Source organism: Methanolobus sp. ZRKC4, assembly GCF_045291305.1.
Lineage (GTDB): Archaea > Halobacteriota > Methanosarcinia > Methanosarcinales > Methanosarcinaceae > Methanolobus.
Genome location: NZ_CP146983.1, coordinates 1,276,146 through 1,297,277, shown reverse-complemented (window position 1 = coordinate 1,297,277; position 21,132 = coordinate 1,276,146). Strand labels below are relative to the sequence as shown.

General features: G+C 41.4%; 23 protein-coding genes. 17 read left to right on the top strand and 6 right to left on the bottom strand.

Features of this window, described 5'->3' with window-relative positions:
* Positions 1–5 precede the first annotated feature (5 nt).
* The 11 genes from V7O67_RS06810 (at position 6) to V7O67_RS06760 (ending at position 9,492) form a co-directional block, all read left to right on the top strand.
* Positions 6–1,301 (top strand): DEAD/DEAH box helicase, encoded by a 1,296-nt coding sequence (locus V7O67_RS06810; RefSeq protein WP_342305600.1) that lies wholly within the window; start codon positions 6–8, stop codon positions 1,299–1,301.
* A gap of 15 nt (positions 1,302–1,316) precedes the next feature.
* Positions 1,317–1,913 carry a tRNA (pseudouridine(54)-N(1))-methyltransferase TrmY gene (gene trmY, locus V7O67_RS06805; protein WP_342305601.1) on the top strand — a complete coding sequence of 199 codons (597 nt, stop codon included), beginning with the start codon at positions 1,317–1,319 and terminating at the stop codon, positions 1,911–1,913.
* An 89-nt stretch (positions 1,914–2,002) separates the two neighbouring features.
* Entirely contained in the window at positions 2,003–3,295 is a 1,293-nt protein-coding gene (locus V7O67_RS06800; protein WP_406671315.1) for a tRNA pseudouridine(54/55) synthase Pus10, read from the top strand.
* Between the two features lie 58 nt (positions 3,296–3,353).
* Positions 3,354–3,650, top strand: a complete 297-nt coding sequence (locus V7O67_RS06795; RefSeq protein ID WP_406656930.1) for a 50S ribosomal protein L21e — start codon at positions 3,354–3,356, stop codon at positions 3,648–3,650.
* 139 nt (positions 3,651–3,789) lie between these two features.
* Complete coding sequence (locus V7O67_RS06790) at positions 3,790–4,143, top strand: RNA polymerase Rpb4 family protein (RefSeq protein ID WP_406656929.1); 354 nt, start codon at positions 3,790–3,792, stop codon at positions 4,141–4,143.
* A 73-nt stretch (positions 4,144–4,216) separates the two neighbouring features.
* Positions 4,217–4,813, top strand: coding sequence for a DUF655 domain-containing protein (locus V7O67_RS06785; protein ID WP_406671314.1), 597 nt, complete (start codon positions 4,217–4,219; stop codon positions 4,811–4,813).
* A gap of 14 nt (positions 4,814–4,827) precedes the next feature.
* Positions 4,828–5,637, top strand: a complete 810-nt coding sequence (gene rsmA, locus V7O67_RS06780) for a 16S rRNA (adenine(1518)-N(6)/adenine(1519)-N(6))-dimethyltransferase RsmA (RefSeq protein WP_406671313.1) — start codon at positions 4,828–4,830, stop codon at positions 5,635–5,637.
* 14 nt (positions 5,638–5,651) lie between these two features.
* Positions 5,652–6,245: a HemK2/MTQ2 family protein methyltransferase gene (locus V7O67_RS06775; RefSeq protein WP_342305607.1), complete on the top strand. Its 594-nt coding sequence runs from the start codon at positions 5,652–5,654 to the stop codon at positions 6,243–6,245.
* 167 nt (positions 6,246–6,412) lie between these two features.
* Complete coding sequence (locus V7O67_RS06770) at positions 6,413–6,829, top strand: hypothetical protein (protein ID WP_342305608.1); 417 nt, start codon at positions 6,413–6,415, stop codon at positions 6,827–6,829.
* Between the two features lie 115 nt (positions 6,830–6,944).
* A complete protein-coding gene (locus V7O67_RS06765; protein WP_406671433.1) occupies positions 6,945–8,171 on the top strand; it encodes a PAS domain S-box protein in 1,227 nt (408 codons plus the stop codon).
* A 271-nt stretch (positions 8,172–8,442) separates the two neighbouring features.
* A complete protein-coding gene (locus tag V7O67_RS06760; RefSeq protein WP_342305609.1) occupies positions 8,443–9,492 on the top strand; it encodes a HAMP domain-containing sensor histidine kinase in 1,050 nt (349 codons plus the stop codon).
* A gap of 8 nt (positions 9,493–9,500) precedes the next feature.
* On the opposite strand, the gene V7O67_RS06755 is transcribed toward V7O67_RS06760, so the two are convergent.
* Complete coding sequence (locus V7O67_RS06755; protein WP_342305610.1) at positions 9,501–10,355, bottom strand: 2-oxoacid:ferredoxin oxidoreductase subunit beta; 855 nt, start codon at positions 10,353–10,355, stop codon at positions 9,501–9,503.
* Positions 10,356–12,083, bottom strand: coding sequence for a 2-oxoacid:acceptor oxidoreductase subunit alpha (locus V7O67_RS06750; protein ID WP_342305611.1), 1,728 nt, complete (start codon positions 12,081–12,083; stop codon positions 10,356–10,358). It abuts the gene before it with no gap.
* Positions 12,084–12,475: 392 nt separating this feature from the next.
* On the opposite strand from V7O67_RS06750, the gene V7O67_RS06745 reads away from it, so the two are divergent.
* Positions 12,476–13,273, top strand: coding sequence for an ATPase domain-containing protein (locus tag V7O67_RS06745; RefSeq protein WP_342305612.1), 798 nt, complete (start codon positions 12,476–12,478; stop codon positions 13,271–13,273).
* Positions 13,274–13,454: 181 nt separating this feature from the next.
* Positions 13,455–14,339: a methanogen output domain 1-containing protein gene (locus V7O67_RS06740; protein WP_406671432.1), complete on the top strand. Its 885-nt coding sequence runs from the start codon at positions 13,455–13,457 to the stop codon at positions 14,337–14,339.
* Here V7O67_RS06740 and V7O67_RS06735 read toward each other — a convergent pair.
* From V7O67_RS06735 to V7O67_RS06720, 4 genes are all read right to left on the bottom strand, one after another.
* The gene (locus tag V7O67_RS06735; RefSeq protein ID WP_406656921.1) at positions 14,336–14,725 is read right to left on the bottom strand and encodes a 5-(carboxyamino)imidazole ribonucleotide mutase; all 390 of its coding nucleotides are present in this window, start codon (positions 14,723–14,725) and stop codon (positions 14,336–14,338) included. The genes V7O67_RS06740 and V7O67_RS06735 overlap by 4 nt on opposite strands.
* Positions 14,726–14,735: 10 nt before the next feature.
* Entirely contained in the window at positions 14,736–15,023 is a 288-nt protein-coding gene (locus V7O67_RS06730; RefSeq protein WP_406671312.1) for a chorismate mutase, read from the bottom strand.
* Positions 15,024–15,050: 27 nt separating this feature from the next.
* The gene (locus V7O67_RS06725; RefSeq protein WP_406671311.1) at positions 15,051–15,914 is read right to left on the bottom strand and encodes a shikimate kinase; all 864 of its coding nucleotides are present in this window, start codon (positions 15,912–15,914) and stop codon (positions 15,051–15,053) included.
* A 150-nt stretch (positions 15,915–16,064) separates the two neighbouring features.
* A complete protein-coding gene (locus V7O67_RS06720) occupies positions 16,065–16,589 on the bottom strand; it encodes a hypothetical protein (protein WP_342305616.1) in 525 nt (174 codons plus the stop codon).
* A gap of 553 nt (positions 16,590–17,142) precedes the next feature.
* Here V7O67_RS06720 and V7O67_RS06715 point away from each other — a divergent pair.
* From V7O67_RS06715 to V7O67_RS06700, 4 genes are read left to right on the top strand one after another with little or no spacing between them, the layout of a single operon-like run.
* Complete coding sequence (locus V7O67_RS06715; RefSeq protein ID WP_406656915.1) at positions 17,143–18,162, top strand: 4Fe-4S binding protein; 1,020 nt, start codon at positions 17,143–17,145, stop codon at positions 18,160–18,162.
* Position 18,163: 1 nt separating this feature from the next.
* The gene (locus tag V7O67_RS06710; RefSeq protein ID WP_406656914.1) at positions 18,164–19,918 is read left to right on the top strand and encodes a formylmethanofuran dehydrogenase subunit A; all 1,755 of its coding nucleotides are present in this window, start codon (positions 18,164–18,166) and stop codon (positions 19,916–19,918) included.
* Between the two features lie 4 nt (positions 19,919–19,922).
* Positions 19,923–20,732, top strand: a complete 810-nt coding sequence (locus tag V7O67_RS06705; RefSeq protein ID WP_406656913.1) for a formylmethanofuran dehydrogenase subunit C — start codon at positions 19,923–19,925, stop codon at positions 20,730–20,732.
* Positions 20,733–20,742: 10 nt separating this feature from the next.
* Entirely contained in the window at positions 20,743–21,132 is a 390-nt protein-coding gene (locus tag V7O67_RS06700) for a molybdopterin dinucleotide binding domain-containing protein (protein WP_406656912.1), read from the top strand.

Genomic DNA, 21,132 nt, shown 5'->3' with positions numbered 1-21,132 from the left:
ATAAAATGGAATCAGAAACATTCAAGGAACTTTACCTTTCAAAAGAGATAAGAAAAAGCATAAAAGAGATGGGGTTCAGGGAGCCCACTGAGATCCAGGTAAAATCTATCCCCCCCATACTTGAAGGAAAGGACATTATAGGCCAGGCGCAGACCGGAACCGGTAAGACCGCAGCATTTGGGATCCCATTGATGGAACTTCTTGACCAGAGTAACAAAAATACCCAGGCAATGGTAGTATGCCCAACAAGAGAACTTGCAAATCAAGTCTCTGAAGAACTCAGAAAACTTGCAAAATACATCCCTCTACTCAAAGTTTTACCCATATATGGCGGACTTCCAGTTGATTCCCAGATAAATGCTCTGAAAACAGGAGCTCAGATCATAGTAGGAACACCAGGGAGAATATTAGACCACCTTGAAAGACAAACGATGCCTACTGATGACATTGGTATTATCATACTTGATGAAGCCGATGAGATGTTGAATATGGGATTCAGGGAAGATATAGAAGAAATACTGGAAAGCATCCCATCCGGCAGGCAAACATTACTCTTTTCGGCAACGATGCCAAAACCCATACTAGATCTGACAGAGCAATACCAGAAGGACCCTGTGCACATAAAAGTAGTTCATAGAGAACTTACTGTACCCCAGGTAAAGCAATATTACTTTGAAATAAAGGATAATGCAAAACCAGAAGCTTTGAAAAGGCTTATAGAAGCTGAAAATATCAAGTCTGCACTCGTCTTTTGTAATGCAAAAAAGGAAGTTGACAAATTGGTCATTAAACTGCGTTCCAGAGGATATCCTGCCGAGGCACTTCACGGCGATATAAAGCAAAACAAAAGGGAACAGAGGATGGACAGGTTCAAGAATGAAGATATTGGTATCCTGATAGCGACCGATGTAGCGGCCAGGGGCATAGATGTCGATAACATAGAAGTTGTTTTCAATTACGACCTTCCTCAGGGACTTGAAACATATGTCCACAGGATAGGAAGAACTGCAAGGGCAGGCAGACCGGGACTTGCCTATACTTTTGCATCAAACAAAGATCATGGGAAACTGAAGGACATAATGCGTATCACAAATACCGAAATCATTAAAAGGGAGCTCCCAAGCCACAGAGACATAGAAAGAATTAAAGAGAATCGAATCGCGGATGACATCAGGATGCACATCAAGCGAGGACATCTAGACAAATATGATGATTTTGTCTCAAATATCGCAGGCGATGATATGAACTATCGCCAAATTGCAGCTGCGCTTGCAAAGATAATACTTAAGGATGAGAAATAAAACAGAGGAAAATAAATGAAAGATTTTGTGATAATTGGACATAAAGTATTAACAACCGCTGACTTTTCACTGAACGACCTGCCCGGTTCTGCCGGAAGAATGGATATTCTATGCAGATGCGTCAATTCCGCACTTTTCCTTTCGCATGGAATGAGACGTGATATCAATGTCCACCTGGTACTTCTTGGAGAACCAGACCCAGGAAAAGTAATAAGATTCAACGGAGAGAAGTTGAAGTACCTTAACCCCGACGAAAGAAGTAGCGGCTCTCTCATAAAGAAGGCACTTGAAAGAGATGCAATTAAATATGAGACACAATCTACCCCCGGCGTATGGATACGTCGCGCAGGACTTGAAGAACTGCTTATGGAATTCAAGGATGCAGGCAGGGACATCTATTATCTGAGAGAGGATGGGGAAGATATCAGAGAATACACCGACCTTAACACAGATGCTGTATTCGTGCTTGGAGACCATATGGGAGTTACTGAAGAAGAAGAGGAGATAATTGCAAGACTTGCAAAGCAGACGCTTAATATAGGGCCCATTTCACTCCATTCAGACCACTGTATGATAATAATTCATAATGAACTGGACAGAAAAGAAGCATAACTAAAAAGTGTTATATTAGATAGTACCCATCTGTTGCCAATTATCCTGATAAAAACCGATATAGAAACTACATAGATAAAAGTGATCAAATGACCATACTTGAAACTGCAAAAAAAATTATTAATGAAGGTCCTATTTGTGATAACTGCATGGGAAGGCAGTTTGCAAAGTTATCTACAGGCCTGACAAATGTGGAAAGAGGACAGGCCATCAAATTGAGCCTGGCAATGGAAGGAGATGCTTCATTTAAAGATACAGGTGATGATTCTTTACTTGAAGAACTGTCTAAGAGCAGCGTCTATGCAAGAAAGAGTCTTGGAGTTGCAGGAGACGATGAAAAATGCTGGGTATGCCTGGGATTATACGATAATCTTTACATATGGGCAGAACGTGCCATTGAAGCCATAAGAGATATCGAGTACTCAACTTTCCTTGTGGGAACAAAAGTCAGCGGACTGCTTGCAGAGAACGAGGAAATACTCTGGAGTGAATGCGGAATCACACATGCAGAACAGTTCAAGACTGAGATGAACAGGGAAGTTGGCAAGCTCATCGCCGCACGTAACGAAAAAGAGGTAGAGTTTGACAAACCTGATGTTCTGGTCACCCTTGACCTTTCCGGCGAGAAGGTCGAACTCCAAGTACGCTCACTCTACATTCAGGGCAGGTACAGAAAACTCGTGAGAGGTATTCCTCAGACTCGATGGCCATGCAGGACATGTGGCGGGAAGGGATGTGAAAGATGCGACTTCACAGGCAGGCAATACCCTGAATCAGTTGATGAGATAATCCGGGAAGAAGTCGTGAATATGTGTGACGCAGATGATACGACATTCCATGGAGCCGGAAGGGAAGACATTGACGCACTTATGCTTGGTAGCGGAAGACCTTTCGTGGTGGAAGCCCTTAATCCATCCATACGTTCCATCGATGTTGCCGAACTTGAGAAAAAGATAAATTCTTTTGCCAATGGAAAAGTAGAGGTGGAAGGCCTGAAGATAGTGGGGAAAGAAGTAATCGAGACTTTGAAGACTTCTCAGGCGGATAAAGTTTATAAGTTAAAAGTTACATTCAGTGAGCCTGTTTCCAAGGAAAAACTTATATCTGCCATCAACAGTCTAGTCGGAGCTGAGATATCACAGAGGACGCCTCAACGTGTATCCCACAGGAGAGCGGATCTTATCCGAAAGAGGTTTGTTCATGACATGCAACTTCTGGAACTGACAGATGAGTATGCTATTATACAGGTACACTGTGACGGCGGATTATATGTTAAGGAACTCACGTCCGGCGATGAAGAAAGAACTCAGCCAAGCCTTACCGGGATACTTGGCATACAGGCAAAGGTTACTGAACTTGATGTCATAAATGTTGACATCTAACACATCAGATATAACATTTATAAATTAAACTAATAATTTGATCAACGGAGGAAAAATTATGCCAACATCACACGGAGAAAAAAGCTGTACACGTTATAAATTGAAGAAGAGCGTAAGGGAAAGAGGACTTTCACCTGTTAGCAAAGCCATTCAGGAGTTCGATGAAGGACAGATGGTACACATTGACATCGACCCAAGTGTACAGAAGGGAATGCCACATGCCAGGTTCCAGGGAAAAACCGGAAAGGTTCTCGGCCAGCGCGGACGTGCATACCTGCTCCAGATCAGGGACGGGAATGCTACAAAAGAAATCATCTCCCTTCCACAGCATCTGAAATTACAGAAAAATAACTGAAACAGGATATTTCAGATTTACATCTGAAATTTTCTGTAACGTTAGATATATCTCTATTGCATGTATTTAACGATACAAATACATCTTATTGTCATCCAGGGATGACCTAAACCCCAAATAATGCAAAGAGTGTATACCAATGATTGTGAAGGAAATTCTGAGCGAAGATATGTTGACTCTCCCTGAAGTGAAGGGAGTTTTGCACGATATTATGGAAGAGCGTTTGAATAACGAAGAAGAACTGGGATATGAGTTACGTAAGGCCATAAACCATGCGGAAATGTTCTCAAAGTCATCACCGGAAAAATCAAGGGAACTTGTGAACAAGCTTCTGGTACTTGAAAAAATGAAGCCTGAGATCGCCATCAGAATAGCAGATATAATGCCGCAGACAAGAGATGAACTCAGATCCCTCTATGCAAAGGAGAGGTTCACCCTATCTGATGAGGAACTTGACCAAATGCTTGATATGGTCGAAGAGGCAATGGATTAGGTTTATATCATATACATTCTTTTTTAAGAGCAAGAGCAATTTACCATAGCAGTGGGTATGCCGGAGGGAAAATATGACAACTAGGGGAAAGCCACCTGAGAGAGAAGAATACACATGGGTTCTAGACTATCTCCCGTATGGAAGCACTGACGACAAGCGGCCATCCTACCAGAAAAAGCCAGTTGTGCAGGCAGTCGGCGAAAAGAATTTCGTTTTAATGGAGCTTGTACCTAAGGAAGGCAAGATTCCCGACATACAATCCCGAGTATACATTGGTGAAGGAGACCGCGACCTTGTAGATCATGTAAAGCACCGCATACCATACCAGGATTTAAGTCATGGTGCGCAGCTCGAGCTACCCTACATCCTTGAAAAGACCGTAAAACATGATGAAGAAAGGTTTGTCAAATTCTTCAACGATGCACACCCAATAACCAACAGGCTTCACATGCTGGAGCTACTACCAGGCATTGGGAAGAAACTGATGTGGGCTATCATTGATGAAAGGAAGAAAGGCCCATTCAGCAGCCTTGAGGAACTTCACGAGAGGGTTGGAGGAGTACACTCCCCAGGGAAAGTTGTTGTCAACAGGATCATAGATGAACTAAAGGATGACAATATCAAGTACAGACTTTTCACAATACCTCCACGTCGTCAACGTAGCCATTAAAAGGTGTTCTTTTCTTGGTCAGGGATATTCTCAGAAAATACGGCATCCGTGGAGGAAACCACGACCAACATTTTTTAGTGGATGAACGTATGCTTGACAGGATAGTCGAAGCAGCAGACATCCAGCCGGATGAGGTTGTTCTGGAGATAGGAGCTGGTATAGGCAATCTTACTGAAAGGCTCATGGAGAAAGCAGGTCACGTAATTGCTATTGAGCGAGATCCCGAACTTATTGATGTTCTAATAGACCGTTTTGGAAACCTGGACAAACTTACCCTGATTCATGGAGATGTGCTCAAAGTCGAGTTCCCTTCTTTTGACAAAGTAGTCTCAAACCTACCATATTCCATTTCTTCCGAGATTACATTCAAGTTATTCAAACATGATTTTAAGTTAGGAATACTCATGTACCAATACGAGTTTGCACAGAGACTTGTGGCACATGCCAATTCAAAGGATTATAGCCGCCTTTCTGTAAATGCGCACTATTTTGCTGATAATTCAATGATCATGAAAATACCACGAGGGGCTTTTTCCCCACCACCTGAAGTCCTTTCTGCGGTGGTTGAGATCAAACCAAGACATGCAGATTTTGAAGTGCTTGATGAAAAGTATTTCCTTGATTTTGTTACTGCAGCTTTCGGCCAAAGGCGTAAGAAGATGAGGAATTCCATCATCCGGAACAAGCAACTCCTTGGTATAGATGATATGAAAGAATTCATACATGAATTACCGCAGGAACTAATTGATAAAAGACCTGAGAATCTGGAACCTGAGCAATTTGCACAACTTGCCAACATGATGTTCAGACATAAACAGGAATAACTATTTTTGAATCTATGGTTACCATCAAACACCTTAATGCAATGATCGATCTTGCAGAACAGGTATACGAACCTGCTGAAGATTCTTATCTACTTGCAGACACTGCTCTTGAGTTTACAAAAGAGAACATGCACATCCTGGAAATTGGGACAGGCAGCGGTTTTGTATCCGCAGTCCTTAAAGCTAACAGGAATATAAAGCTTGTAGCAACAGAAATAAGTCCTTTAGCTGCACGCTGTGCAAAATCCAATGGTATCGATGTTATCAGGACAGATATGTTTACAGGATTGAAAAGTAAACAACAGTTTGACATTGTGATATTCAATCCCCCATACCTTCCAACTTCCGAAGAAGAGAAAGTCCCAGGATGGTTAAATTACGCTTTTGACGGTGGCATCGATGGACGTAAGGACATCAAACCATTCATGGAGCAGGTACATGCTTACCTGAAACCGAGTGGACTGATATTGCTGCTTGTATCATCCATAACCGGCATTGAAGAAGTTATGCAGGAAATGGAACGTCATGGCTTTAATTCATGGATTAAGGCAAGAGAAAAATGTTCCTTTGAAGAGCTAGTAGTCATTGTCGGAAAAATAGTCGATTAAATTAAGATATTTTTAACTTTTGAATTAATTATTTTTAACTATTGGATTAATTATATTACAATCATATTAAGACATAGTAAACTTAAATATGTGTAATAATATATTAGACTTGTGTATATTCCTATTGAGCATTTGCACACCCAAATCATAAGAGTGAGGAAAAACATATGAATAAAACAGTTCTCCTCAAACATAATAAAAACGATACAGCTAAATTAAAAAAGGAAATTGAAGACATCTGCGATAATATTTCTGTGCACAATATCGACCAGGATTATTATGCAGAAGTACAGCCTATTGGAATATCTTCATTGTTAGTCTTCAAACTAGAGAAGGACACAAGTGGTAACTTTGTAGAAAAAGCATTGAGGATCGCCTCTAAGAATAAGATACCAATACTGCTCATTGTATCCGAACCTGATAGCAGGTTCTTTGACCAGATATCTATAGCAGATGGAGTGTGGTACATTAAAGAACCATACACCAAAAGTGAGCTGAGGTACAAAATTAAAGGTAACTATTCAGCCTGGCACGATTTGCCTATTGGTACTGATTTCATCGAAATAGAGATGTCTGCTCACTAACAATCTAACAATCAAAAAAGCAATCAATAGCAACAATCAAAATAAATGATTCTAATGAAATTTACGTTTCAACTTTTTGTCAAGATTGTTATTGATAGCGTTTTTATCAGGCTGAATAGTTACAATTAAAGAAGCTGTAAGCTCTGGAAAGATATGCGATTGGAATTACCACCTGATAACCGAAAGTGCGAATGACATTATCTTCACAATGAGTGCTACCGGTAAATTTTTTTATGTAAGCTCTTCAGTAAAAAATATCACAGGCTTTACTCCGGAAGAAATATTGGAAAATTGTCTAAAAGAACTTGTCACAGAAGAATCTTTCAATTACATCACCGGCGTGATTGGCACCTTCTTCTCCAAGCTCCAAAAAGGTACACCTGTAAAAGCACCTGTTTTTGAAATAGAGATCTTATGCAAGAACGTATCAACGTTATGGGTAGAATTGAATGTTAACCCTGTTTTTGATGAAGAGAAGAACTTCAGGTATTTTACAGGAACAATGCGTGATATAAATGATCGCAAACAAGCAGAAGAGCGTTTCAGGATTGCAGCTGAATGTACTAATGACCTGATATATGAGTGGGACATGAAAAATAACCATTTAAAGTGGTTCGGAAACATTGATGAAGCACTAGGTTATGACCAGGGAGAAATATCGGAAACACTCAATGCATGGTCTGAAAGAGTACATCCGGATGACCTACAAGCTGTCATGAAAAAGATAGAAAACTATCGTAACACAGGAGATATTTTTCAAGCAGAATATCGCATGATAACAAAGAGTGGACAAATCCGACACTGGAAAGAACATGGCACGCCCATATTTGATGACGTTACAAAGGAGATAAGCAGGACAATTGGTGTCTGCTCTGACGTCACTGATAAAAAAGAATCAGAAAAGGCCCTGAAAGAAAGCGAAGAGATGTTCCGCCTTATTGCTGAAAATGCAAATGATGTAATATGGATACTTGATGCAAGTGGTAATACTCTTTATGTCAGCCCTTCAGTTGAAAACTTAAGAGGATTTACTCCTGAAGAATTGAAGAGTTTATCTATCGAAGAAAGATTTACACCCCAATCATTCCAGGACTTGATGGAATTATGGAATGCTTTTTTTAGTACATTCAAAAAAGGATTTATCCCCGATGTCCCACGCACCATCGAACTAGAACAACCATGCAAAGATGGTTCTACCGTATGGGTAGAAATGCATATCAATCCAGTCATTGACAATGAAGGTAAGTTTAAATTCTTCTTGGGAATCAGTCGTAATATTGATAAACGTAAAATAAATGTAACTATTCAGCCTACCACAATTAGCCTATTGATACTGATTTAATCAAAACGGAGATGTTTGCTCACTAACAACCTAAGAATCAAAAAAGCAATCAATGGCAACAATCAAAATTAATGATCCTAATAAAATGTAGGTCTCAACTTTTTGTCAAGATTGCTATTGATAGTGTTTTTATCAGGCTGAATAGTTACAAATAAATGAGCTTGAACTTAAAAAACAGGCAAAACTGCTTGACACCATTTTTGATCTTGCCCCCGTACCCATGATACTTGTGAACAGAAATACAATTGTTGAGAATATAAACCAAGAATGTATGGAAATTTCAAAAACAAGTAAAGAAGCATCCATTGGTAAGAAATCTGGAGAAATATTCTCTTGTGTTAATGCGTCAAAAGGGAACGGATGCGCAGCCAATGAAGAGTGTTCCAGATGTATTTTCCATACTGCTGCGATAGAGACATTCAAAACACGAAAGAACATCCATAAAAGAGAAGGAACCACCACAATTAAGTTACCCAACAGTGTACAACTTGAACAGAACGTACTAGTCTCAACTGCCTATATCGACATATATGATGATGAAAAAGTAATCCTCAGTGTTGAGCACATAACAGAGAGAAAAAGAGCAGAGAAAGCAATGCTCATGTCTAAAATGGAAGCTGAAGAAGCAAATCGAACAAAAAGTGAATTCCTTGCAACCATGAGTCATGAACTGAGGACACCACTGAATGCTGTTATCGGCTATTCGGACATGTTACAGGAAAATATTTTTGGAGAACTGAACGTAAAGCAAAAGAGATTCGCAAGCCACATATCAACAAGTGGAAAGCATCTGCTGGAGCTAATCAATGACATCCTGGACCTTTCAAAAGTAGAGGCAGGGAAAATTGAGCTGCACTTTGAGGAATTTGATGCCAATGAAGTCATGAGAAATGTGTGCAACATTACCAGTCCCCTTGCCAGGAAAAAGCATATAGATATCGAGTTCTTGACATCAAAAAGCCTGAAGATACACGCAGACAAGACCAGGTTTAAGCAAATACTTTACAACCTCATAAGCAATGCTATAAAATTTACTCAGGAAAGGGGCCATATAGAGATTGTTGCAGCTGTTGAAGATGATATGTTGAAACTATCTGTAATCGATAATGGTATAGGAATGAACGAAGATGAACAAAGTAAACTTTTTACTCCATTCTACCAGGCAGATTCCTCCATTTCAAGAAAATACCAGGGTACAGGACTTGGACTGTCAATTGCCAAACAAATGGTAGAATTACATGATGGTAAAATAGAAGTAGAAAGTAAAGCTGGCAAAGGTAGCACTTTCACTTTAAATATACCTGTCAGTCAAAATATTTAAAAAGATGGTCAAATAAAACCATCTATCAATTCTTCCACTAATTCTGTTTTTGGAGTATTCTTATAGAGAGGACCCTGAACGAGAACATCAAGGTAGTCCTCAAAACTTGGCTTTTCATTCACATAGAAAACACCCAGAGGAATCTTATCGCCCCATTCAAGCGATTTCTCAAAAGCCCTCACCCGGTCATTTAACTCATAGCCGGACTCATTCATTTCATAAACTCTTTCAGAGTACCACTTAAAAGTATTCAGCTTGTTGAAAGAAACACATGGCTGAAGCACATCAACAAGAGAAAGACCTTTGTGCTCTATGGCTTTTTCAATAAGTTTGGAAAGGTGGGAGATATTACCAGCATACCCACGGCTTACAAACGAACAATCCAGCGATATTGCCAGAGACAACGGATTGAGCGGCATGTTGAACACCCCATGTGTCTGAACCTTAGTTTTCATACCGATCTCACTTGTGGGTGATGCCTGCCCTTTTGTAAGTCCATATATCTGGTTGTCATGTACTATCATAGTAATATCAGGATTCCTGCGAACAGTGTGCAGGAAGTGGTTACCCCCTTCACCATAACAATCCCCATCCCCGGTGACAGCAAGAACTGTCATTTCATGGTTGGCAATCTTAGCCCCTGTTGCAGGTGGCAATGAGCGACCATGTAGTCCGTTAAATGCATTACATTTCAGATAATGAGGGAGCTTACTTGACTGACCAATCCCTGAAGCTATGAATACCTCGTGAGGCGAACGCCCCAGGTTCACAAGTGCCTGTTTAATGGCTTTAAGGATACCAAAATTACCACATCCCGGACACCATGCTGTTTCAAATTTCCCATAATCTTCTATACTGACCATTCAGATCACCCCTTTTTCTTTAAGAGCAGCAATTATGAATTCCGGACTGAAGGGCTTACCATCATACCTGAGTATGTGTTCTGTGACATTTATGTCGGCATCCACTTTCAAAAGGCGTGAAAACTGCCCGGTAGAATTATTTTCAACACAAACAGTCTTTTTGGCTTTTGCAAGTAATTTTTTGGTGGGCTCAACAGGAATCGGATGTATATGAGTGAAATAAACAAGATTTACAGACTTCCCCCCATCATTTAAGATGTCCACGACCTCTGCAAGTGAGCCATATGTGGAACCCCATCCCATCAACGAAATAGATGCATCCGAGCTACCATATACTTTTGCCTCCGGCATCTCCTCCCTAAGCACTTCCAGTTTTTTCATACGTTTATCATTCATCTTGATACGGTTGACAGGATCTTCATTGATGTGGCCGAACTCATCATGTTCATCGCTGTCAGCGACAACAAGTACACCTTCCTGTCCTGGAAGGGCACGGGGGGAAATTCCAAGTGGAGTGAGTTTGTAACGCTTGTATTCTTCCTTCTTCGTCCTTAGTTCCTGATCAGACAGAAGATGCCTTTCAACTAGCACTTTTGAAGTATCGAACCTTGGACATGTGAACAGAGAATCTGCCAGATACTGGTCACTCATGACAAAAACAGGTATCTGGTATTTGTCTGCAATGTTAAAAGCTTCCGTAGTGAGATAGAAGCATTCTTCTGGCGTACCTGGTGCAAGGATACAACGTGGGAACTCACCCTGAGCAGCATTAAGGACAAACTGGAGATCACCTTGCTCAGTCATAGTAGGAAGGCCCGTGGCAGGCCCTGGGCGCTGGCAGAGGAAAATAACGGCAGGTGTTTCTGTGATACTGGCAAGCCCAAGAGCTTCAGTCATCAGGGAAAAACCACCTCCTGAAGTAGTTGTCATCGAGCGGGCACCTGCAAAGGATGCTCCAAGGATCATATTCAATGCTGCAATTTCATCTTCGGCCTGCTCAACTACAACGTTGAATTTGTCTGCGTTTGCAGCCACATAGGTCATTACACCGGTAGAAGGAGTCATCGGATAAGCTGCAAGGAACTGTACACCGGCTGCAAGGGCACCAAGGCCTACGGCCTCATTTCCATTAACAAGCATCATCTCCTCTTTTTTCCCGGGATCACTAACTTCAAACTTACAGCCACCAGGATAATTCTCTTTGACATAATTGTAACCTGCACGTGCTGCGTCGATATTATTTTGTATTACCCCATCGCCTTTCTTTTTGAAGGCTGCTTTTAGTATAAATTCGAGATTTGACAGCTCAAGACACAACAGACCAATGACCGCCCCCATAGAAACAGAGTTTGAGTATATTTTATCGCCACAGACATCTTTGGCTATCTTTAGCATTGGAACATGAAATATAGAATCTGCATTTTCTTTGACATCAATTACATCCGAATCAACAACTACTACACCTTCTTTCAATTCAGACATATGCTGGGTGATGGACTCACCATCCAAAGCCAATAGGATATCTACAGTTTCGGTCATTGCAAAAACAGGAGAATCACTTATGCGTATCTGGAAAGTGTTATGTCCCCCCCGTACTCTGGAAAGATAGTACTGTGTTGCAAAAACATGGAACCCACTTTTTTTCAATGTCTTGGCTAAAGCCATACCGGTGGTTTGCAGCCCCTGACCTGCTGCACCCCCTATTTTCAAATTTAGATCAATATTCACGATTATCCCCTTTTATTTTCCGTGCATTAAATAAGATAGGTAACACCCTAAGACGACATTGTAAGATAGGATATTTGCCATATGAAGCCAAATCAATGCCTTACTTGAATTCTACCCGTAAGGATAGAAATGAATGTCTAATCCCCCTTTTATTTTTTGGACTGAATCTATAAATATTATTCGTAAACAGGACCCAAATAAAATCTAAATGAAAAATAATCAGACCTTTAACTAAAAATAAGAATGTTAAACTAATAAATCACACAAGCTATCCACGAGAAAAGGGAATAAATGTATAACTAATGAACAAGAATATATTTATATAATATATTACCATTAATAATATATAAATTTGTGAAAAATAGATAGTATTCAGGCCTAGCGTGATATAAATGGAAAGAATGCCCACAGGAATAGCGAATCTGGATAAAAAGATCAGCGGTGGTTATCCCAAAGGAAAAGGAATCCTCATTACCGGAGTACCTGGTGCTGGTAAGACCATATTTGGATTACATTTTCTGCATAAATCATGCATGGATGGGAAAAAGTGCATAATGGTGGCAACCGAAGAAACACCTGAAGACCTTTTAGAGCAGGCAGCAATGCTTGGTCTTGGCCTTGAATCATTCATAGAGAAAGGTCTGCTTCAAATTAAACAGGTTATAGAGTACAGAATCAGGGCTATTGCAAGAGAAGCTCATCTGATAGATGATTTCAGTGATACTGAAATACAAATCATAGAAGAAACCCAGCTTGACAGATCAATCAGACCTGACCAGGAAGGGTTCAATATTGAAGAAATAGACATTATTGATCTTGTAAGACTTATATCTGAAAATGCTGATGTGGCAGTCATTGACAATATAGGAGTATTGGCTTTTGGACTTGAAGCTAAAGAGTTCAGAGATAAATTTGATACGATCAATCGTTTACTTGCAAAACAAGAGACTACTACTCTATACATTATGGATGAAGCCGCCTATGAGATGACACACAAAATTGCAGATTATTCCACTTACGGAGCTGTCAAATTAATGGTGAAGGAAAACCCATATACCGGCAAGAATGAGCGTTTCCTGAGTATACCAAAAATGCGAAGTACGAAGATAACCCTTGACATCAACGTATTTGACATCACATCTGCAGGTATAAGCCTAAAAGGATCGAAGGGTAAATTAGTAGAACTCTAAAATTACCAGAGGACATCCTTACTTTTTTTAACAATTGGCTGAAAAGATGCATAGTGGGAACTTTGAATTTTCTATAAAAATACCATGATAGGAAACAGTGCCATCATGTATATATAATAAAAATCATAATATATAATTAAATATTAAACAAACCTACATCATTCAATCAAAAACTTATCAAATAAGGCATCAAGGAGTTTTTACCATCACACCTTCCACCACTGATCCAAAAATACTCATTGTTGATGATGAAATAATGAATATAGAATTGCTTAAGGCATATCTTGAAGAAGAATATGCAGTTATCTCAGCCACAAATGGAAATGAGGCGCTTAAACTAGTGGGTGAAGATGAACCTGATATTATCCTGCTTGACGTAATGATGCCTGATATGAATGGGTATCAGGTATGCGAACACCTCAAGCAGAATCCTGAAACACAATTCATCCCCGTCATAATGGTGACAGCTCTTTCAGGAAGGAATGACTGGATATCCGGAATCGAGGCTGGTGCGGATGAGTTTTTAACAAAACCCGTTAACAAACTTGAACTTTTGACACGCATAAGCTCATTGCTTAAGTTAAAGAATATGCATTATGACCTTCTGACAGAGAGGGATAAACTCAATTTACAAAATAAGATCAGGTCCGTGCTTACCCAGATAATTCCAGCTCTCCTGAAAACATTACCACCGGAACAAAAAAACATTGTCATTCATCAGATGATAGACATGGTAGTTGAAGCAATTATGGAAAATGCAGATTCTGAAAATAAAGTTATGAGCTATGAAGGCATAGGCGATGTCTGCTGCCAGATAATAAACCAGTTGGGAGCTGATTTTAAGTCAGAACTGTTATCAGATGAGAATACCATTTTCACAATACAGGGAAATGTCTGCCCCTGGGGTAAAGAAGAAGCCCGGTCCAACCCCATACTCTGCACGCTTTCAAGAGGAATATTCTCAAGGATAATTAGCATGAAAGACGAGGACATGGAAATTGATGTCCTCGAGACCATGGGCAATGGAGACGAGCACTGCCTTTTCGAACTAATAAAGCTGGATTAAGGGATCAGGTCAAGTATCCTGATTGCAAGATAAGCTGCGTTGGCACCGTTATCTATTCCAACACTTGCAACAGGTACTCCCGGAGGCATCTGCGCTGTTGAAAGCAGGGCATCAAGACCCATCATTTTTGCACTCACAGGCACCCCGATCACAGGTTTCTTGGTCTTGGAAGCAATAACTCCGGGCAGAGCAGCCGACAGACCGGCAATAGCAATATAGACCTTCGAATCGCTCTGAGAAACGTATTCTTCAAGCTTGTCAGGATTACGATGCGCAGATATCACCTGTACATCATAAGAATAGTCACTGTTATCCAGTACACCAGTCACCCTATTAGCAATAGCCCTGTCTGACTCCGAGCCCATTATAACTGCAATGTCTACCATTTAATATCTCCTATGGAAGGTTTCCTTCACCACTCAATTCATGTTGACGTTCAATGCTCATACGTATAAGTATCTCAAAAATCTCTTTTACCGATGAAGTATCAAGGTTTTTCTCGGTGGCGGCATCAACAGCACGATCCTGAACTACTGTGTTTTGTGAAGGATCATTAATGTTTATCCTTTCTTTTTTCTTGGCTTCCAATACCTTTGCAGCCATACCAACCCTTTTGTGAATCAACTCAATAATTTCATGATCTATCTTTTCAATTTCCGCACGTACTTCTTTTATAGTGGTCATGTATTCCCCGCTAATTTAAACTAAGCATTAGATTATACTTGCACCCTTATTATGTATGTTAGTCTTTATCATGGTTCCGCTGGCACCACAGTCATTCCATGCATCCCCCAGCTCACCAGCCTGATCCGCAGTGACAAGAGCAACATAAGAAGGACCAGTACCCGACAAAGTGACACCTTTAACACCAAGCTCAAGTGCACGCATCAGGAACTCCGTATCAAATCCAAGAGCATTGCAGTAAAGAAAACCGTTAAGCGTCATTGCCTTTTCGAAGTCACCTTTCAGGGACAGTTCATATGCAATGTCCACCCATGGAGCAATCACACGAGAGCGTGAAACATCAGTGTTAGAACTAAATGATTTTTCATCCGGTGCAAATATCAATACATCATATTCATGTTCTGTTCTTTGAAGTAACTTCATTTCCCTGTTGTCAGTTACAACAAAGCCTCCGTAAAATGAAGCACATGCGTCATCCAGAGCTCCTGTAATTGTTACTTTTGCATCAAGAGCAGCCCTCACACCTATTTTTACTGTTTCAAAAGGATCGAGTTCTTTATCAATAGCAGCAAGAGTAGCAAGAACAGATGCGTTTGCTGCAGCACTACTGCTTTTGAGACCACTTGCAAGAGGGACTTCTGATCTTGTTGTTACAGTCCCACCCATATCAATACCAAAATGCTCAAGTACATAAGATACAGAATTCTCAATAAGTCTTGTATCTGCATCAGGCATGCCTTCGATTGTTCCATTTATCTCAGATGCATCATCAAAAAGTCTTACATCTGCAAATGTTTTAAGATCGATACCAAAAGCCGCACCTTTCCATGTGGCTATTGCGTTGATGACCGTACCAGCACCAAGTGCATAAGCATTTCCTTTTAAGACCATTCAATATCCCTGTAACATTTATAGATTGACAAAGGTGCACCACTGCTTCCAGGCGAACCACTGTATTAATCCATACCAGTACTATAAACTATTAAAGAATAATGTTCAAAAAAAAAGAAAACAGGGATAACCACTTCCCATTTATACTAATTATGAAAGTATTTGCCCCTTAAGCTTATTGTAGCAATTCCTGTATTTTTTAATAAGTTCAGGAGTATGGATGTCTTTGTTGTTTGAAAAACAATCATCTATCCTGTCTCCCATATAGCTCCCATTTTCTGAAGATAAAAATTCAAGGAAAAATTTTCGATTATGAAAATCCAGAAGAGTATCATTAAATATTCCTTCACATGAACCATAGAACATAAGGATACCATTAGACACAAGACCATAAAACTTTATTTTTTCATAAATTTCTCTCTTCATTTGACCTGATGAACTATATGAACTATTATCCTGTAAAGTTACAAGTACACTGAATCCTTTACTTTTCTTTAAACCACACGGTATTGTTTCCGGAAAAAGTACATGTGGCGCTAAACCAATCTGTTCGAGGTCATTTATAAGCTCTGATGATCTGGAACCACCCACTACGATCAGGTGATCGATCATCTTATCTTCGGCCAACAATTTCACGATCTCTTTCTCAAATTCCGTGCAACCTATTATACTCATCAAAGGAATATCATCATCTCCTGGCAAACAGTACGAAATAATTAAAAACAGACAGGTTAAAATAAACTGATATGAACATTATGAAACCCAATAATACACCCCATATAATAAGGGGTTAAGTAGTTGTATATAAAGTCACCGAGTACTTTACTGGTTATAACAATATGGTAGATGTTGCTATGCAGGGGAAAAAACACAACTCTGGAAAATACAATCACTAACAGGTACAAACGATACTTTTATAACAAATACGCGTCACTATATTTACAATTCTCCTGTCCATTGGATTCGGAGATCATTAAAGAATAGTGACACGATCATTAAAGTCAAGATTGTAAGCAGGCTAACCTAAATGGCTTTTTGCCTGAAAGGAAAAGTTTGTTGAAAAAGGCGTATTCATGCCGCAAACACATTAAAGTGCTAAACTGAAAAATGTTCTTTAGCAAACATCAGTATCATATCTGCAATTAATTTGTAGAACTGGTGCATATAATTAACAGGACATCGACCTGAAAGCATTTAAATGTTACAGGCAGGATTACGGAGAGATCAGATGAACGAAGTAGTGTTTGGAGAAAAAGACGACAAACAACTGATATATTTACCTGAGAAATGTATCGGTTGTGGAACGTGTACCATGGCATGTCCAAAAAGCTCCCTGGTCATCGGTTCAGTAGGAGCCGTTGCAAGGGGCCTTATAGACAAGGATTTCCTTGAGAATCAGTCAGAACTCTGCATTGTATGCGGAATCTGTGCAAAGACATGCCCCACTGGCGCACTCGAAATGAGACAGGCTGGAAAGTCTGTAAATGACAACAGCTACATCAGTGTTGCTCTTAAAGACACAACCGTCAATGACAATTGTGTACATTGTGGTCTCTGTGAGCAGGTGTGCCCACAGGGCTGCATTGAGGTTAAACAGTGGCTTGCAGATGACGGAAGCTCAAGTGTCGATGGTGAAACTATCATCGATAACGAGTGCTGTATTCACTGCAGCTGGTGTATGTCAGTCTGTCCTGTAGATGCAATTACAGTGGAAAAACCATTCGAAGGAACCTGGTTCAGGGATGAGAAAACCTGTACCGCCTGTAGGACCTGTGTAGACACATGTCCATGTAATGCTCTTTTCAACCCTGACTGGGAAGCCGGCCAGAGAGTCGACAAGGTTGCACAGCGTTCTGATGCATGCATATACTGTGGTGCCTGTGATATGTGCTGCCCGGTAGATGCAATAACAGTTACCAAGACAGCTATTATTCCTGAAGTTGAAAAGAGAGGACTCCTTGAGAAGAAACTTCTCAATGTTGAAATGCCAAGACCTACACTTACCTCAGTACTGGAAACCGACGAGGAAGCTTGCCTTGGATGTGGAAACTGTGTAATCGTATGCCCGGTTAACGCAACTGACGATGAAGTAGGAGCAGGTTACCTCAATGAAGTCGACGGTAAAAAACTCCTTGAAGTCAGGAATGGTACCGTCAAGGTAGTAGACCAGGAAATCTGTGGTTCTGACGGAGCTTGTGCCATGATATGCCCTGTAGATGCTATCAAACTCACGAGGAGGGAGTTATAATATGGCTGGAACAATTGCAATTAAAAACGGATATGTGTTCGATCCCCTCAACGAAGTCAACGGGGAAAAGATGGACATTTTCATAAAGAACGGTAAAGTCGTAACCGAACTTTCAGCCTCCGAACTGAAAGATGCAAAGGAAATCGATGCAACCGGCAAGACCGTTATGCCTGGTGGTGTGGACTCACACTCACACGTAGCAGGAGCAAAGGTCAACGTAGGTAGGATGATGAGGCCTGAGGACCACTACAAGTTCTACCAGAAGAAAACACCTATCACACACTCAGGATGTGGATACAGTGTTCCTTCAGTCTACCTTGGTGGTTACGAGTATTCCAAGATGGGATACACAACCGTATTCGAGGCAGCAGTCCCACCAATGGAAGCACGTCACACCCATGAGGAAATGCGCTCAACCCCAATGTTGGACATGGGCGGATACCTTGTACTGGGTAACAACTGGTTCCTTATGAGATACCTTAAGGAAGGAGACATCGAAAAGGCTGCAGCATACATTGCCTGGATGATGAAGACCCACAAGACCTACGGTATTAAATGTGTCAACCCTGCCGGTGTAGAGAACTGGGGATGGGGAGAAAACATAGGTGCTCTGGACCAGGCGAACATCCACTTCGAGGTCACACCGGAAGAAATCATCAAAGGACTCGCCGAACTCAACGAAATGCTTGGCTTCCCGATGCCGGTACACCTGCACGCAAACAATCTCGGACACCCAGGGTGCTGGGAGATCACGAGAGACTCACTTAAGATTCCAAAAGCCGTCAAGGCAAGACCAAATACCAATGTCGAATGGGCAGAAACTAAGATGAAGCCACAGAGGCATGAGTCTGTTTACCTTACACACTGCCAGTTCAACGCATTCGGCGGAACATCCTGGAGAGACTTTGAATCCGGAGTAAAAGGAATCACCGACTACGTGAACAGCCACGACCACGTTGTCATGGACAGCGGATGTGTCCCATTCGGTGATGCAACAGTCATGACCGGTGACGGTCCTGCAATCCACGATCTCTACATGCTTACCGGACACAAGTGGTCCAACACCGATGTAGAGTGTGAATGTGGTTCAGGAGTACTGCCATTCGAATACCTGAAAAACAACCCTGTACACAGTGTACAGTGGGCAATGGGTCTTGAAGTACTGCTCTATGTGAAGGATGCATGGAAGAGTATCATGACAACCGACAGCCCTAACGGTGGACCATTCATAAAATACCCACAGGTCATCGCATGGCTTATGTCAAACAAAGCAAGACAGGATACCTTTGCAGAATGTCACAAGTGGGCAACGGACAGGTCCGAACTCGCTGCTGAGACAAGAGAAATGGATCTCAATGAAATAGCCATTGTCACCCGTGCAAACGCTGCAAGGACTATTGGTCTCTCACACAGCAAGGGTACCCTTGCCGTAGGTGCAGACGGAGATGTAGCGATATACGATATCGATCCTAAGGCACTCGAAGTTAACGATTACGAGAGCATCATAAGAGGCTTTGAGAACGCAGCATACACCGTAAAAGGTGGACAGGTCGTATCCCAGAAAGGTGAGATCGTTGCAGTCCCTGAGAAGAAGACCTACTATACTGACATAGCTATCAGTGCTGACAACGAGAAGAACATGCTCGACGATGTCAAGGATTGGTTCAAGTACTACACTATCGGATTCAACAACTATCCGACACCTAACAAGTACCTTGCAAACCCAACTCCGATCAAGATAGATGCAGAGGTGTAATTATATGGCAGAAGTAACTCTTAAACCAACAGGAAATTTTGACCTGACAGTTGAAGCTGAAGTGGTCACACCTGACAACTTTGCCGGCAAAAGTGCAGAAGAGATCGGACAGTTGCTTGTCTGGCAGGGACCGGTGCAGTATCCTCTTTCTAACTATTTCGAAGTAAAGGGAGACGGTGCAGCTTCCGCTGAAGAAACAACTATTGTAATCGATGGCGATGCATCAAGGGTCAAGCGTATCGGTGAAGGCATGACTGCCGGAAAAATCCTTGTCAAAGGTTCAACCAGCATGCATGTCGGAGCAGAGATGAAGGGCGGCGAAATCATTGTCGAAGGTGACACTGATTCATGGGCCGGAATGGAAATGGAAGGCGGCCTGCTTCACATAAAAGGAAGCACAAAAGATCACCTCGGTTCCGCATACAGAGGCAGCTGGAAAGGTATGACCGGCGGACGCATAGTCGTAGACGGAGATGCTGTTAACCAGGTTGGCGGCGGAATGAGCGGAGGAGAGATCGTTATCAGCGGCAACGTAAAACACTTCTGCGGAATCCGAATTAACAACGGCCTTATCGTTGTAAAAGGAAATGCTCACAGGACAGTTGGAGCAGAAATGACCGGTGGTACTATCGTTATTGGTGGAACAATCGAACAGTTCACTCCGGGATTCGAGCTGGAAGACATTGAGTCAGACCTCAAGTTCGATGATATCGAGTGCGCCGGAGAATACAAGAAGTTCACAGGAGACTATGCTATCCCACAGAAGGGGAAAGGCACATTGTATGTTTCCTGTATGAACAATGAGTGTCTGTGAGGTGATATTCATGCAAGCATTACTCAATACAGGAAGTACTATCGAAGAAGGCAAGCTTGCCAAAGGCGGTAACAAGTACTCCGAAGAATACACAAAGGAATGTGCTGTCTGCTGGATGTGCGCAGAGGACTATGCAGTTCTCGGATTCCCTGAAAAGGTTTCTGTAACATCCAGGGATGGAAAGCACACGGTAGCAGTTTATCCGAAGGTGACCGAGGCAATGAGATCCGGTCAGGTATTCATACCAAGGTCTATCTGGGCCAATGTGGTTGTTGAACCTGACACATTCTCCACAGGTTCACCACGTTACAAGGGAAGCCCCGTTATTGTTGAACCTACCGATGAAGAGGTACTCAACGCCGAGGAAATTGTCTTGAAGCTATACATGGGAGGTGAATAA